Below are 15,619 nucleotides of genomic sequence, written 5' to 3'. Positions count from 1 at the left end.
GATATGCCGGAAATGAACAAAACATCCATCAAGAATCTCGCGATCGACGCCGTCGAACAGGTGTTCGCCTCGCTTGGAGAAAAGCCCTACCGCGCCAAACAGCTCTTCAACTGGCTGTACGAGAAGAACGTGGAGTCGTTCCACGACATGACCAATTTCTCGAAGGAGCTTCGCCAGGCCCTCGATGACCGCTATTATCTGTCGGCGCTCGAACCGGAGGACAGGCTGGTCTCGGCCCTGGACGGTACGGAGAAGTTTCTTTTCAAAACACGCGATGGGCACTATATCGAATCGGTCCTCATTCGCAGGGATGGCACCGACGAGGGTCGGCTCACCGTGTGCGTTTCCTCGCAGGTGGGGTGTCCCATGGGCTGCGGCTTCTGCCAGACGGCGCGCGTAGGATTCAAACGCAACCTCGAGCCGGCGGAGATTCTCGACCAGCTCTGCCTCGTGCGACGCCTGTCGGGTGTCCGCAACAACAACGTGGTCTTCATGGGGATGGGCGAGCCCTTTCTCAACTACGACAACACGCTCCTCGCCGCCGACATCATGAACTACAGCTTTGGCTTTCACCTTTCGGTAAGGAAGATCACCATCTCGACCTGCGGGATATTGCCGGGTATCGAGCGGTTTATCGATGAGAGGCGGCCATACAACCTGGCCATATCGCTCAACGATACAGATCCGGTCAAGCGCGCCCGCTTTATGCCGGTCGAAAACAGGTTCCCCATCGAAACCGTAGCCGCTCTGCTCGAGAAGAAATTCCCAGTCTCGCGCAACAGGCTGACCCTCGAATACATCATGCGGAATGACAATATCTCTTCGGAGGACGCGCGTCGGCTGAAAAAGATGTTTCGCCAGGGCTGGATAAAGCTCAATCTCATTCCGCTCAACAGGGGTGACCACGGCATGGAGTTGCCGACGGACGATGAGATGGATAGCTTTATCAAGGATCTCGAGATCATGAACGTCCCCGTTTCGGTCCGCAAAAGTTCGGGGAAGGATATCGACGGCGCGTGCGGCCAGCTTTCGGGCAGGCGCTATCACAAAGCGGGCAGGCCCGATGCCGGCGTACGGTAATGGGGAAAGCATGGCGGCACAAAGGGTGGTGAAATGAGACAATTTGTGGAAATGCTCGGCGATGCGGTTCGATGGATATTCGGCCACAAGATGCTGGTGTTCGTATACATCCCACTGCTTTTGCTTGCCCTGCTTGCAGTCTATACGGGTATCGTCTACCTGGGCTGGCTGCGCGACCGCGATGATGCGCTTGACCGGCTCTTCAGGTATAAGAGGCTCATCGACCATACAGAAGAGCTGCGCGAGGGCTACGCGTACCGCTCCGCCGACATCGACCTCAAAGCGAAAGTGGTCGACATCCCAACCCGCATCTATGACCGCAACGACGAGATCATCGGCGAATTCTTCGAGCAAAAGCGGGAAATCGTGCCGTATTCGTATATCCCCAGAATGCTTGTAAACGCGGTGATGGCGAGCGAGGACAGGGATTTCTACCGCCACAGAGGGATAAGTTACAAGGGCATACTGCGCGCATTCGCGGTAAACCTGACGCGCCTTCGGGTGGTGCAGGGGGGGAGCACCATCACCCAGCAGCTTGCCAAGGTGCTTTTCACCGACATGGACCGGAGCCTGAGAAGGAAGATCTACGAGGCGTTCTGCGCCACGGAAATCGAGAAGCGTTACGATAAACAGGACATCCTTTCGATGTATCTCAACCTCATTTACTTCGGTAACGGCGCCTATGGCGTGGAATCCACCGCGAAAATGTTTTTCGGCGCCTCGGTGCGCGAACTCACCGAAACCGAGTGTGCAATGATCGTAGGCGTTATTTCAAACCCCCTGTATTATTCACCGATATCGAATCTCAACAATTCAATCAATAAAACCAGACGGATAATGAAGTCGCTCGTGGATGCGGGGTATCTGAAACCGGAGGCCGCCGAAACGCAGTTGGGGCGCTTCCTCGATAAATGGGATGTCGTCTTCGACGCAGAAGGGAAGGCGACGTCATCGCTCATCGGAAGTTTTATCATGAGCACCTACCGGGTGAACCGCGCGCCAATGTTCAACGAGCTCATACGCAGGGAGCTGGCGGCGAAGTTCGGCGAGGACGTCGTGAAGCGCGGAGGGCTTGCCGTCTTTACCACCATCGACGCGGCGAAGCAGGACATCGCCCGGAAGTCCCTGCAGGATGGGGTGCTTGTTCAGCGCGAATACCACCTGCGCCGCGCTGAAAAATTCAAGGGTAGCAAAAAGGGCGAATCCGAGAGGGAAAACGCCAACAACATCGAAGGCGCGCTCGTGTCGCTCGACCCCGCAACCGGAGAGGTGCTGACGCACGTCGGCGGATACAGTTTTTCGAGCCAGAACCAGATGGATCATGTGACCCAGATACGACGCCAGCCCGGTTCGTCATTCAAGCCCATCGTCTATGCCGCCGCCGTCGAGGCGCGCGATATAACGCCCTCGAGCATAATTATCGATGAAAAAACGGTATTCGGTAAAAATTACGCCCCGCGCAATTATGACGGCAAGTATCTCGGCCCGGTAACGGTGCGCGACGCGCTGGCGAAATCGATCAATATCGTCGCCGTCAAGGTGCTCGAAAAAACGGGCTACAGCGCGGTTTTTCGCGTTCTCAAACAGGGCCTCGACCTTTCCGAGGAGGATCTTTCCGATCGGTTCGGGAAAACTCCTTCCATGGCGCTCGGCACCTACGAGCTTTCGCCGCTTGAAAACTGCACCCTTCACGCGCTTCTGGTAAACGGCGGTAATTACGTACGGCCCTACGGCGTTCGCTATGTAAAGGATTATAACGGGAACATAGTGTGGAATAACGAAGAAGAGGTGATCCTGGCCGTTAAGGAAAAACGCGACAGGCTCGGGAAAATTATTGACCCGGCGGCCTGCGCGGTTACCGTGTCCATGCTGAAGGGGGTTTTCGAACTGGAAGGAACGGCAGAGCACGTAATGAAATCACGCAAATTTTCCTTTCAGGTCTCGGGCAAAACCGGTACGAGCTCCAATTACACCGACGCATGGTTCGTCGGGTACACCGCGGATATGGTGACGACCGTCTGGGTCGGCAACAGAAAAGGGGCGATTTCGCTCGGCGAGGGACGCGCGGGTGGCGTTATTTCGGCGGGTATCTGGGGTGCTTATGCCGCGGGCATTTACCGCGAATCCAGTCCCGGTGACTTCATAGTGCCCGAAGACGGGGTAACAAGGCAGACCATTTGCCTCGATTCGGGGATGGTGCCGCACGAACCAGGGTTGTGCCCGCGGGTCGCCGTTGACGAGCTTTTCATATCGGGTACGGAGCCGGGTGATTACTGCAAACTGCATCCGAAACCGGCAAACGCGGAAAATCAATAAAGCGGGGAGTGAAAGATATGATAACCGGCCGGCCATTCAGACTGTGCATGCTCTTTCTCATCGCCCTGAACCTGTCATTTCAGTGGCCCGTCGACAATGGAAGAGTAACATCGGTGTTCGGAGAGTCGCGCGCCGACCATTTTCATGACGGAGTGGACATGGTCTCTCCGGACGGCAAAATATACCCGCTCGATGAGGGGGACCTTGTCTATCTATGGGACAGGTCGATGTTTCCCCTTGACGCGTATTCCGGAGGTGGGAACTACCGCGTGCTGAAGCACGGTGGAGAGCTGTACTCCATTTATCTTCACCTTCAGGACGAACCTTCGTTCATGGAGGCATACGGGAAAAGGGACCCTCTCGGCATAATGGGGAATACCGGGCGGTCATATGGAACACACCTGCATTTTTCAGTGCTAAACCGCGTGGAGAGGGTGTCCATAAATCCGAAAAAAATGCTTCCCGCGCTTCCCGACAGGACTCCTCCGTCGATCGGGGGTGTGTTCGTTCGTGTCGGGGACCGGTATTCCGCCGTGCGGGAGGGGGCTTCCATACGCCTCACCCGTCACTATCCGCTATTAATCGAAATCACGGATTCCATGGGCGGGAGGGAAAGGCTCGGGGCGCAATTCCTGGCTGCTTATTTAAACGGGCGCAAAGTGATGGAAATATATTTCACCACTATGGAATACTCAAAAAATGGATTGACAATTTCCGGAAATAAATTTCATGATCTATTCGACGAGAAGGGTTACTACAAAATAGGAAATGTCTCCTACAATAACGGGTCGAATTCCCTGAAAATAGTCGCAGCCGATTTCGCCGGGAATGCGGCCGCTCATGAAATGTCGTTCAACGTAAACCTTGATATAAAGGAGTAAAGAGAAAGCGTCCGTATTCAAATCAAATACGGGATCGCCGCCTGGAGGACGTTTGGTGGAAAATATAATCCCTTACCTGAGAAGAAAAAAAAGTATCAAGCAGTACGACATGGCCCGCGCGCTCAAGGTTTCCCCGTCATATCTTTGCAAGATTGAAAAGGGGATACAGGAGCCTACGGATAAATTCAAGCAGGCGTGCGCGCGGTTTCTCAATTCGCCGGTGGCCATCGTTTTTCCACATAGCGTCGACCGGGAGAAGATGAAGAACATAAACCGGAGTTTCAAGAACAAGCTCTGGAGTGTGAGAAAGGAAAAACGCATCAAGCAGTACGAGCTGGCAAAACAGCTTCGCTGCTCCCCGTCATACCTGTCGAAGGTCGAAAAAGGGCTCCAGGAGCCCGCCCGACAGTTTAAAACCATGTGCGCGAAGATTCTTAAAACCCGCGAATCCGAGCTTTTTTCGTGATATCTCCGCCGTGCCGATTAAACGAACCAACGGCGGTATTTTCGACCATGCATAAAGCGTTGGAATGCTGATCGACATTATCATACTACTCATGCTGTTGTTCTTTTCCGCGTTTTTTTCCGGTTCAGAGGTCGCTTTGTTCTCCCTTAATAAATCTGAACTTTTGCGCCTATCCGGTTCACAGGGGAAGGCTGAGAAAACAATCGCGGCGCTGATGAGCCAACCGAGAAAGATCCTGGTTACCATTCTGCTCGGGAACCTGCTTGCCAACCTCCTGCTTCCCGCTCTTTCCACCCTGCTCCTTCTTGAATTTTTTCCGAAGTATGGTCACTTTATCGCAATAGCTATCGTTACTCCGGTCATAATAATTCTTTGCGACATAACGCCCAAAACGATTACACGAAGCGACCCGGAGGGCTTCTCGAAAAAAATGGTTCGACTCCTCAACGTCTTCCACCGCGTGTTCATGCCGCTCAGAACAGCGCTCCTGGCCGTCAATAACGTGATCATATCGATTTTCAGACTGGACCACCACCACGAAGACGTCATCACCGAGGAAGAGCTCGACATGGCGATAAAAATTGGAGAGAAGGACGGCGTACTGGGCAAGGAGGAAGGCGCGTTTATTAAAAATGTCCTTCGTTTTTCAAAAAAAGAGGTACAAAACGCAATGATACCCCGTAACCAGGCGGTATTCATACCATACGGATCGGGCATCGAGGCCGCCGCCTCGATTTTCAGGGAGAAGGGTCTGGTCAGGGCGCTTGTTTACAAAAAGGATTTCGACAACATTGTCGGAGTGCTCGATTCACGTAGGCTTATCCCCTATCTTTACGGGTATAAGAAAGCGAACAGCATCAACAGGCTTCTCTTTCCCATTTACCATTTTCCGGCCACCAGGGAACTCGGCGACCTCTTCATGGATTTTCTGGCAAACAAGCTGCAGATTGCGGTCGTAATCGACGAATACGGTGGGACCGCCGGCGTCGTCACCCTTTCGGGCATACTATCGGAGATGCTTGGAAGGGAGTTCGCGATGTTTGAGGAAAGTTACAAGTTCTCCATACGCAGGATGGGCGACTCTTCCTCAATCATATCGGGAGTGATGCAGATCGACGACTATAACTTCGCCTTCGGCGAAAACCTTGCGAGCAAGGAGTCAGAAACGATCGGCGGATATATTATTGAACGCCTTGGACATTTTCCGGTCAAGGATGAATCCATAGATACCGGAAAACACGTGTTACGCGTGCGCAGGATAGAGAAGAAACGCATTCACACCATAGAGGTGCTGCCTGGAGGCGGCGGATGATATCGTCATATATCGTTTACGAAACGGCCATCCTTGTTTTCATGGCGCTGACATTTGTTTTATCCGCGATGGAAACGGCGATTATTTCATCGAGCCCCATCAGGCTGCGCTCGCTGTCGGAGAAGGGAAGCGGAAGCGCCACGCGCGCCCTGGATCTCCTCGAAAACGTGGAAGACTCGATGGGGATGCTCCAGATCGTCATCAACATTATCGAGATATCGGCGTCCGCATTCCTGGCCTACGTGGCCACCAGGGCGTTCATGCTCGATGAAAGCGATCTATTTATTCTCGCGATAGCTCAGACGATAATCTTTCTGACATTCTGTGAAATATTGCCTAAAGTCATATCGCGTTCGGATCCGGAACGCTTCCTCATGTTTTTTTCGTATCCGATAACGGCGCTCACCCTTGTCTTCAGGCCGGTTACGCGCTTCTCTCTGTATTTTTCCGGGAAGCTCCGCACCCTGTTCAACCTTGAACTGGGGAAATACTCGTTCGTAAGCTCGCGCGATGACATAGGCCTGCTGTTCAAACTCGGCATGGCGCATGGTGTGATCGACGAGGACCATCACGATTATATAACTGAAATTCTTTCCTTTAACCGCGTAACGGCGTACGAGGTGATGACCCCGCTTATCGACGTTGTTTCAGTCGAACGAAAGAAGGGCATCAGACACGTCATCCGGTTGATCGAGGAGACGAGGTTTTCGCGAATTCCCGTATACGAGGAAAGGGTGGATAACATCGTTGGATATGTCTATTACCGCGACCTGTTGATGGATACCGGTGTGCGCAGCATCGACCAGATATTAAACAAACCGCATTTTGTCCCCTCGACGAAAAAGATCCACGAGCTGTTTCACGAGATGAAGGAGATGAATCTGACCGTGGTCTTTGCGGTGAACGAATTCGGGGCCGTGGACGGCCTTGTCACCCGGGAGGATATCGCCGAGGAGATCGTGGGCGAGATACAGACAAGCGACCATCCAGGCGAGCAGCTTATTGAAATGATCGGAAAAAACAGGTACCTGCTGAGCGGTAATCTGGACATAGATTTTTTCCAAAGGCGCTTTGCCGTGCCGGTTGAGAAAAAGGGTTTTGAGACACTGGCGGGATTTGTTATCACCGAAATGGGCAGGATCCCTAAAAAGGGGGAGCGGTTCGTCTTCGCCCGGCACACGCTGATTGTCGAGGAGGCGACGGACAGGTCCGTGGAAAAAATCGTCCTCATTACGCCCGGTCGAAGCGACCGGGCGCATGGGGCCTCCGACAAGTAAGCTCCCTTAGACGGCAAGCATTGGGCCGAGGCTTGGAAGTCCACCCAAGACGTGAACGTGGAGGTGCCAGATTACCTGCCCACCCGAGGCGCCGTTGTTGATAATAACCCTGTAGCCGTCCGTGTCGATCCCCTTTATTCGGGCGACCTCCCTGACGGCGAGAAAAAGGTCGGCCATTATGGAAGCGTTTGATTCACTGAGCTCGTCGATATTTTTGATATGAGTCTTATGAATTACAAGGATGTGCACCGGCGCGACCGGATTGATGTCCTCGAATGAGTAAACGCGGTCGTTCTCGTAGATTTTAGTGGAGGGGACTTCGCCTTTGATAATATTGCAGAACAGGCATCCCATGAAGCGGCCTCCTTCAGCGCGATAATGGTGGAGACTACCATTTCGGCAATCGACAGTCAAGCATTAATAGCCGGCGATTGAAGCGATACGATATGAGAAGAATAGAAGATATCAAGATCATCCTGTACCAGGATGATCAGCGGGAAAATGGGCTGGTGGAAAAATATCTATCGCTGCCTGGCAAAAGACACCATTCATATCGAACCGAGGAGGACCTTGCCGGCGCCATAGATTTTGCACGGCGGGAAGGTCGTTCATCCAAGGAGGTGCTGATACTCAAGGAATTCAAGGGAAGGTTTTTTCAGCTCTGCCCCGGCTCTCCGAACATGATTTGCTGCCGCTACCTTCTGCTCAATACCGGCTTTAACTGCCTCTACGACTGCGTTTACTGCTATCTCAACTCGTATCTCAATTCGTTCGGAATAGTCCAGTTCACCAACGTGTTCAGGGTTTTGGATGAGATGACAGGCTTTTATAGGACCTGTGACAGGGGGCGGATATACCGGGTGGGCACCGGGGAATTCACCGACTCGCTCATGATGGACGAGGTTACCGGGATCGGCAGGGCGATTATTGAGCACGCCTCGCTAATGCCGAATGTAATGATTGAGATGAAGACCAAGTCGGACAACATCGACCACCTTCTCGACATTGACAGGAAGGGAAACGCGGTGCTTGCATGGAGCCTCAATACCCAGAGAAATATCGACAGATACGAGAAGGATTCGGGGTCGCTTGCCTCGCGCATATCGGCAGCTTCACGAGCGGCCGCAGCCGGGTACTTCGTCGCCTTCCATTTCGATCCGGTAATCCTGTATCCCGAGTGGGAGCGGGAGTATCGCTCCCTGGTCGACGCCCTGTACAATGCTGTTCCTTCCGCGCGTATAGTATGGATTTCAATGGGAGGCTTTCGATACGGACCGGGCTTCAGGGAAGCTGTCCGTGTGCGCTTTCCCGACGAGGACATCACCACCGCGGAGATGTTTCCCGGAAAAGACGGAAAGCTCCGTTATTTCAAACCGGTTCGAAGAAGCATATATCATACCCTGACCGATCGAATCAAGGCCCATGGGGGTCGGCCGTTCATCTATCTCTGCATGGAGGCCGCCGATATGTGGGAGGAAGTCTTCGGCAAAACCTACAGTTCTTCTGCGGAACTGGAACTCGATATGAGCGGACACTTGAAGCGGCACTTCCTATTGTTTGATCGTTGATGCGTGTCTCTCTCCATTCGGAAATATACCGGCCCTGATATAAATGAATTGACCTCCGGGCGTAGGAATATAAAGTTTAATCGGAATTTTACACCGATTTTCAGGTGTACGCTCGATCGTTGACTGGCACTGACAGGGGAGTGCGTTTTGGAAGAACGTGATTACAAAGATGCGCAGCGGGAGCTCGATGAGCTTGCCGTGAGGGCCAACGAACTGTACGATTCCGTTGGAATTGCCACTCTAAAGGAAAAGCTGAAAATACTGGAACAGCAAACCTTTAGCGAAGGCTTCTGGAAAGACATGGAGCGCGGCGCCACGGTTAACCAGGAGATCAGCAGACTGAAAAAGAAAATTGAACCCTGGGAAAGGCTTCGGTCCTCGATTGCCGAAGCACGCGATCTTATGGCGATGGCGCATCCGGAATCCGATACGGAAGTGCTGGCGGAACTCATGACGAGTATACCGGCTCTCGAAAGACGTTTCGATGAACTGGAGACACTCGAGCTTCTGGCGGGCGAAGACGATCAGAAAAACGCGTTTATTTCTATTCATCCCGGGGCGGGTGGTACGGAGTCGCAGGATTGGGCGAGCATGCTTTTCCGCATGTATGTACGATGGGCGGAGAACAACGAATTGGAGGTCGAAGTTATCGACTACACCCCCGGCGAAGAGGCGGGAATAAAAAGCGGTACGGCTTTGATAAAGGGCGACTACGCATACGGTTTTCTGAAATGCGAGCGCGGCATACACCGGCTGGTAAGGATATCACCGTTCGATTCAAACAAACGCAGGCATACCTCGTTCGCGTCGGTCGAGGTAGTACCGGAAGCGCCCGAGGACATAGACATCGGCATAAGTGAATCCGAATTGCGCATTGACACCTACCGTGCGTCTGGAGCGGGTGGCCAGCATGTCAATCGAACCGATTCGGCCGTTCGCATAACACACCTGCCAACGGGAATAGTGGTGCAGTGCCAGAACGAGCGATCTCAGCACAAAAACAAAGCCTCGGCCATGAAAGTCCTTAAATCCAAAGTCTACGAGCTTCGGCGAAAAGAGATGGAGGAGAAAAAGCAGGAAAAGATAGGCGCGAAAAAGGACATCTCGTGGGGGAACCAGATCCGGTCGTATGTTTTTCAGCCGTATACCATGGTAAAGGACCATCGAACTGGTGAAGAGGTGGGAAGCATCGAGCACGTTATGGAAGGGGAGATAAACAGGTTTATTTACACATACCTGAAATCCATCAGAAGAAAGATTGAATGAAGGCATCGCTCGAACAGCTCAAGGTCCTGTGGCGGAAGTATAATCCTGATTTTTTACGCTGCAGCTATTTTTTCTCTTTTACGCTGCGGGGAAGGACGTTTCACGCGGACGACGAGATACAGGCCGGCGATCTGGCTTATTTAGAAGAATGTGGCTATCAACAGGTTGAGATCAATTACGCGGAAAGCTTTTATAACCTTTTGTCGGCGGAATTTCCCCTCGAGTATCGCAGGCCATACGGCACCATGGATTTTATCAACGTTGACCGGCATCTCGATATACTCAACAACACCAACAAGCTTAGCAGGAGAAAGCGTTTTCTTTACGTGATAGGCGATATATATTCCATCGACACGGTCAACGGAAAGAACACCATTTTATTCGGTCACAATGAACCACTCGATTACAGGACCTGGAACGAAAAAAAGCGCCGGGTAAGCAAAGAACAGAAATTCAATTACAGGAACTCCGAGTGCGGAATTATCCTTTTTGTCAATATGAAGCCGAATGCGGAGACCAATTACGTCGAGCGATTCAAGAAAAACATGGACCTCGTTACCTCGATTGTAACAAGGAAAAAGGACAGCTGGGTTGAGATAGCTCCGGATTTTATCCCGGCGGAGGACACAATATCGGTTAACGATCCGGACAACCTGCTGGAAATATACAGAAACACGAACGCGCGGCTCATAATTATTGGGGAAACAATATCTGAATCCTATAAAAGATCGTTGCTTCAGGTCAAGCAGTATGATAAGTTTGTCCGCATGATGGTCGTTCCGAATATAAACCCGGGTGATATCGACCATTTTCTGACGCAGGTCAAAATGGTGTATAACGCCGACAGGTGGTCGGCGTAATCTGGTTTAAATGTGAGGCCATTCTGAAAAAGAATCCAAAAAAAGCGTTTTTAAAGTATTTTCAACCCATCGATATCAAAAACGTTCTTAATGACGATACGACTTCGATGGACATAGATGAAAGCTTCGGCTACTTCGCACGCAAGCCAAGAAAGGAACGCCTTTTTTTGAACATGTATAACGAGGCGCAGCTTCTTGACATAATGAAGGGGGTCGGACTGGTCGCTCACCTCAAAACCCGCGGATTTAACGAACTGGTCATCGATATCAACCAGGACGAGACACTCATACATTATCTTCGTGTATACTTCGAACGGAAGGCCGCGGAAAACCTTCTAATCGACGTTCGGCTTTCGGATTCACGCTTCGTACCCGACAAAAGCTTCTTCGATGAAGGCCAGAGCCTCGCAACACTCGACATGATCGTTATAGAATGGCTTTCGATACAGGATCCGCGGGCCGTGTTCAGCGGCGACCGGCCGCAGCTTCCGGGGCAGTCCAAACCCGGACTCGGATGTCTCCAGTACCTCATGAAGATGATGTACATAGTAGCGGAAGGAGTGATCAAGGACGGTTTTATGGACGTTCCCGACCATATGCACGGGGCGGTGATGTACTCGAAAAAATTTAAATTTTTCAATCCCGCCCACGAAGGCATACTGCGTGCCATACTGCGCGACGCAAAAGGCCATTCCCTCCGGGACATCTCGTGGGGGATGCTAACAGGCACCATCATCGATACAAGGACCGGCCAGCCTCAGGTGTACGATCCCTCCGAGCAAATCTACCCGGTGTCGAAACGAATTATTAAATATTTCGTTTCAAAACGGTACGTAAAGCGATTCAACGAGGTCTACACGAAGAAGAAGTACTCGTTTGATTATGAAAAGATGGTCCGGCTTCGCGAGGAGATCATCAAAACGAAAAAGACGGAAGAACTGTAAAACGGAGCGACACTACCGGTTGAACAAATCCAGCCGCAGATGTCCGGAGAGCGCATCCGCATCGGACCTGATCTTCGAGGATATTTTTTCCATCCCCCTTGCCAGTTCGTCGTGCTCCTTCGAGGCATTTCTAAGGACAATCCCTACGGCCGAGCGTATTTCGAACAGCTCGGCCGCCTTCGGTCCACCTGATTTATTCATCAACTCATCGATTCCGTGGCCTTCCGTTCCGGTAATCGCGTTCATGCGATCCCTGGCGCAGCCGATGTCGTAATCGATCGTATCGATGAGCTCGAAAAGAGCGCTGTCGTCCGCGACCGCTTCGGCAAGGCGCTCAATGTCGCCGGTTTTCAGATAGTAACGCTTGTCGACAATGGAGCGGGCGAATCCCTCCAGGAGCGCAAGCTTCCGCCGATGGAGAAGGATGAGTGAATCGAAAAGTTCTTCGAGGTCAGCCCTCAATGCTGAAGCCGCCTTTGGGGTGAAGGCCGGGCTGTGAGTCGGCGCGGGATTCCTTGGCCGATATCTTGTCCCAGGCCGCGCGAAGTTCCATGAGGTGCAGCAGGACTTCTTTCAGTATTTCAGCGTCTTTCTGGACGTTCGCCTCGAGCAATCTTTTTTTAAAGTAGAGGTAAAGGCTCATCAGGCTTTTGGAAATCTCACCGCCCTCGGAAACGTTGAGCGAAAGGAGCAGCTCGGTGATTATATCCTGCGCTTTGATGATGTTGGTGTTGACGACGTCGTATGTGCGCGGTCCCATGTTCTCGATGGCGATATTGAGGAACTTGATCGCTCCGTCATAGAGCATGACGATGAGCTTCCCCTGGTTCGCGGTATTAATCTCGGTGCGCTTGTACTGGTCGTACGGGTTCTTCTGAGGCAAAGCCATGTATCCTCCCGATCGATGATCACGGCATTACGGTCTATAACATCGTCGGCATATCGATGCCGAATTTTCAACACTTTATTCGGCCGAGAAAATCCTCTGCCGGATTTCCTCGTATTTCGCAATGGTCTTCTCGATGATCTCCAGCGGCAGGGGGGGGGGCGGGGAATTCTTGTCCCATGTCGTCGTATCGAGATAGTCGCGGATGAATTGCTTGTCGAAGCTCTCGGGTGATTTACCGACCGTGTACCCGCCGGCGTCCCAGAAGCGCGAGCTGTCGGGAGTGAGAATCTCGTCTATGAGCACTATTTCGTTCGCGATAAATCCGAATTCGAACTTGGTGTCCGCGAGGATTATGCCGGATTTTTTAAGCTTTTCGCGCGCGTATTCGTATATCTGGAGCGTAAGCTCACCGAGCCGGTCGGCGACATCTGTCCCGAGCTTTTTACGCATCACTTCGATCGATACGTTCATGTCGTGACCGGTTTTCGCCTTGGTCGCCGGCGTGAAGAGCGGCGCGGGCAGCTCCTGGGCCAATTCGAGATTCGCAGGAAGCCTGATGCCGCAGACCTCTCCGGTCTCCTGGTAGTCCTTCCAACCGCTGCCGATGAGATATCCCCGGGCGACGCATTCGAAATCGATCCTCTTGGCCTTTTTAACGAGAACGGCCCGGTCGGCCACCTGGTCGGGGTGGTTGCGGAATGGAGCGGGAAAATTCCTGTAGTCGGTTTCGACTATATGGTTCTTTATGAACTTAATCGAGGAAAACCAGAGGTTCGATATCCTGTTAAGGATGACTCCTTTTCCGGGAATACCGTTGGGAAATACATGGTCGAATGCAGAAATACGGTCGGTCGATATAATTATGAGGTGTTCCCTGTCGGCACTGTAAACATCACGAACTTTACCGCTGAAGAGTTTTTTTGCGCCCGGTATTTTCGATGTTACGATCGCGTCCATTGATGGCTCCTTTTCGCCTAATTATCGTATTTTTTTTATCAGTATTTCGTTGACGATTTGCGGATTAGCTTTGCCTTTGGATTCCTTCATCGCCTGTCCCATGAGGAATTTCAGAGCCCGCTCCTTGCCGTTTCGAAAGTCGGCGACGGATTCGGGATTGTCGGCAATCACCCGGTCGATCATCGATTCGATGGCCGTGGTGTCGGTTACCTGGGTAAGGCCCTTTGCGCTGATTATTGGTTCCGGGTCGGCGCCGGTTTCGATCATCTCTTCAAAAACCGATTTCGCTATCTTGCCGCTGATTGTGCCGTTTTCGATAAGGCTGAGCAGTCTGGAGAGCATCGTCGGTGTAACGATAAACGATCCGATATTTTCGGGATTGTCGATTCTGGCCAGTAACTCGCTCTGGATCCAGTTGGAGGCCTTCTTGGCGATCGCGCCGTGCTTAACCGTGGCTTCGAAATACTCCGCGAGCGGCCGCGCCGATGTAAGGACGCCGGCGTCGTACGGAGAGAGGCCGTATTCCGCGACGAAGCGCTCCCTTCGGCGCTCGGGGAGCTCGGGAATGGATTCGCGGATCCGGGCGATGTAGTTGGCATCCGGCTTGATCGGCGGCAGGTCAGGATCCGGGAAATAGCGGTAGTCGTGCGCCTCTTCCTTGGAGCGCATGCTGAAGGTCAGACCCCGGTCGGCGTCCCAGAGGCGCGTTTCCTGAAGGATACTGCCGCCGTCCTCAAGTATTTCCGCCTGGCGCCGCATCTCGTATTCGATGGCCGTTTTCACCGCCTTGAAGGAATTGAGGTTTTTAACCTCCACCTTCTCGCCGAACTTCTCCACACCCTTTTCCCGCAGAGAAATATTGACGTCGCAGCGAAGGCTTCCTTCCTCCATATTGCAGTCGGAAACGTCGAGGTATTTCATTATCGTCTTGAGGTTCTGGAGATATTCATAGGCCTCCTCGGCCGAGCGGATGTCCGGTTCGGAAACGATCTCCGCGAGCGGTACTCCGGTGCGGTTGAAGTTGAGAAACGACACCCTTTTGCCGGGCTCGTCAAAATGGATGGATTTACCGGCGTCTTCCTCCAGGTGCAGGCGCGTAATCCCGATTTTTTTTATTCCGTTGGAGGTCGTCACACCGATGAAGCCCCCTGAGCAGATGGGCTTGTCATACTGCGAGATCTGGTACGCCTTCGGGAGGTCCGGATAGAAGTAGTTTTTCCGGTCGAACTTGCTGTATTCGGCGACGGTGGCGTTGAGGGCGAGGCCCGCCATGATCGCCTTGCGAAGGGCCGCCTCGTTCAGAACCGGGAGTACGCCGGGCAGGCCCAGACATACGGAACAGGTTTGCGTGTTTGGATCGGCCTTGAATGCGGTCGAACACCCGCAGAATATCTTGGAACGGGTGTTGAGCTGAACGTGAACTTCCAGGCCGATTACCGGTTCGAATTCCATGTCTTCCTCGAGAACCGCTGTGCTATCGGGAAAAGTCAGGAATCAGCGGTCGGACGTCTGCCGGCATCGCAAAGCGCCCTGTATAATTGACTTTACTAAAGTCGGAGAGGTTATTTGTCAAGAAAAATGGACTTTGACGGATCGGTACGTGCTTTCTTTTTTTATTAACAGTTCCCTGAAAAACCAAGATATATTGCTCAAAAATATGTTGAGAATCCGCCACTTTCTCCGTATTTTATATTACAACTGCATTTTTACCTGAAGCTGAATGCTTTTCGTCGACAAACAGCGCTTGTTACACCCTGTATTGCCCCAATTTACCCTTGAGCTGCCGGGATATTTCGAATCCGC

Annotated in this window: 15 protein-coding genes; 10 read left to right on the top strand and 5 right to left on the bottom strand. The window is 52.3% G+C overall.

Features of this window, described 5'->3' with window-relative positions; translation table 11 throughout:
• The 6 genes from rlmN to VLM75_09035 form a co-directional block, all read left to right on the top strand.
• Nucleotides 1-1,080, top strand: a 1,080-nt coding sequence (gene rlmN / locus VLM75_09060) for a 23S rRNA (adenine(2503)-C(2))-methyltransferase RlmN (GenBank protein HSV97069.1), incomplete at its 5' end; no start/stop codon positions are given.
• Nucleotides 1,081-1,113: 33 nt separating this feature from the next.
• Entirely contained in the window at nt 1,114-3,396 is a 2,283-nt protein-coding gene (locus tag VLM75_09055; protein ID HSV97068.1) for a PBP1A family penicillin-binding protein, read from the top strand.
• Between the two features lie 17 nt (nt 3,397-3,413).
• On the top strand, nt 3,414-4,277 hold the full coding sequence (locus VLM75_09050) for a M23 family metallopeptidase (GenBank protein ID HSV97067.1): 864 nt from the start codon (nt 3,414-3,416) through the stop codon (nt 4,275-4,277).
• Between the two features lie 55 nt (nt 4,278-4,332).
• A complete protein-coding gene (locus VLM75_09045; GenBank protein HSV97066.1) occupies nt 4,333-4,743 on the top strand; it encodes a helix-turn-helix transcriptional regulator in 411 nt (136 codons plus the stop codon).
• Nucleotides 4,744-4,807: 64 nt separating this feature from the next.
• Nucleotides 4,808-6,055: a hemolysin family protein gene (locus VLM75_09040; GenBank protein HSV97065.1), complete on the top strand. Its 1,248-nt coding sequence runs from the start codon at nt 4,808-4,810 to the stop codon at nt 6,053-6,055.
• Nucleotides 6,052-7,332 carry a hemolysin family protein gene (locus VLM75_09035; GenBank protein HSV97064.1) on the top strand — a complete coding sequence of 427 codons (1,281 nt, stop codon included), beginning with the start codon at nt 6,052-6,054 and terminating at the stop codon, nt 7,330-7,332. Before VLM75_09040 ends, VLM75_09035 begins: the two co-directional genes overlap by 4 nt.
• Before the next feature lie 6 nt (nt 7,333-7,338).
• Here VLM75_09035 and VLM75_09030 read toward each other — a convergent pair whose 3' ends face one another.
• Complete coding sequence (locus tag VLM75_09030; protein HSV97063.1) at nt 7,339-7,686, bottom strand: histidine triad nucleotide-binding protein; 348 nt, start codon at nt 7,684-7,686, stop codon at nt 7,339-7,341.
• A 92-nt stretch (nt 7,687-7,778) separates the two neighbouring features.
• On the opposite strand from VLM75_09030, the gene VLM75_09025 reads away from it, so the two are divergent.
• From VLM75_09025 to VLM75_09010, 4 genes are all read left to right on the top strand, one after another.
• Nucleotides 7,779-8,900 (top strand): DNA photolyase, encoded by a 1,122-nt coding sequence (locus VLM75_09025; protein ID HSV97062.1) that lies wholly within the window; start codon nt 7,779-7,781, stop codon nt 8,898-8,900.
• Between the two features lie 198 nt (nt 8,901-9,098).
• The gene (prfB, locus tag VLM75_09020) at nt 9,099-10,166 is read left to right on the top strand and encodes a peptide chain release factor 2 (protein ID HSV97061.1); all 1,068 of its coding nucleotides are present in this window, start codon (nt 9,099-9,101) and stop codon (nt 10,164-10,166) included.
• Complete coding sequence (locus VLM75_09015) at nt 10,163-11,026, top strand: hypothetical protein (GenBank protein HSV97060.1); 864 nt, start codon at nt 10,163-10,165, stop codon at nt 11,024-11,026. Before prfB ends, VLM75_09015 begins: the two co-directional genes overlap by 4 nt.
• A 107-nt stretch (nt 11,027-11,133) precedes the next feature.
• Nucleotides 11,134-11,970 carry a hypothetical protein gene (locus VLM75_09010; protein ID HSV97059.1) on the top strand — a complete coding sequence of 279 codons (837 nt, stop codon included), beginning with the start codon at nt 11,134-11,136 and terminating at the stop codon, nt 11,968-11,970.
• A 12-nt stretch (nt 11,971-11,982) separates the two neighbouring features.
• On the opposite strand, the gene VLM75_09005 is transcribed toward VLM75_09010, so the two are convergent.
• From VLM75_09005 to gatB, 4 genes are all read right to left on the bottom strand, one after another.
• Nucleotides 11,983-12,432: a hypothetical protein gene (locus VLM75_09005; GenBank protein ID HSV97058.1), complete on the bottom strand. Its 450-nt coding sequence runs from the start codon at nt 12,430-12,432 to the stop codon at nt 11,983-11,985.
• Nucleotides 12,422-12,859, bottom strand: coding sequence for a flagellar export chaperone FliS (gene fliS / locus VLM75_09000; GenBank protein ID HSV97057.1), 438 nt, complete (start codon nt 12,857-12,859; stop codon nt 12,422-12,424). Before fliS ends, VLM75_09005 begins: the two co-directional genes overlap by 11 nt.
• A gap of 75 nt (nt 12,860-12,934) precedes the next feature.
• Nucleotides 12,935-13,816: a phosphoribosylaminoimidazolesuccinocarboxamide synthase gene (locus tag VLM75_08995; GenBank protein HSV97056.1), complete on the bottom strand. Its 882-nt coding sequence runs from the start codon at nt 13,814-13,816 to the stop codon at nt 12,935-12,937.
• A gap of 21 nt (nt 13,817-13,837) precedes the next feature.
• Nucleotides 13,838-15,268, bottom strand: coding sequence for an Asp-tRNA(Asn)/Glu-tRNA(Gln) amidotransferase subunit GatB (gene gatB / locus VLM75_08990; protein HSV97055.1), 1,431 nt, complete (start codon nt 15,266-15,268; stop codon nt 13,838-13,840).
• Between the last annotated feature and the right edge of the window lie 351 nt (nt 15,269-15,619).

This window comes from Spirochaetota bacterium (genome assembly GCA_035477215.1).
Classification (GTDB): Bacteria; Spirochaetota; UBA4802; order UBA4802; family UBA5368; genus MVZN01.
The sequence above is the reverse complement of the archived record's forward strand: the minus strand, read 5'-3'. Positions and strand labels throughout refer to the sequence as shown.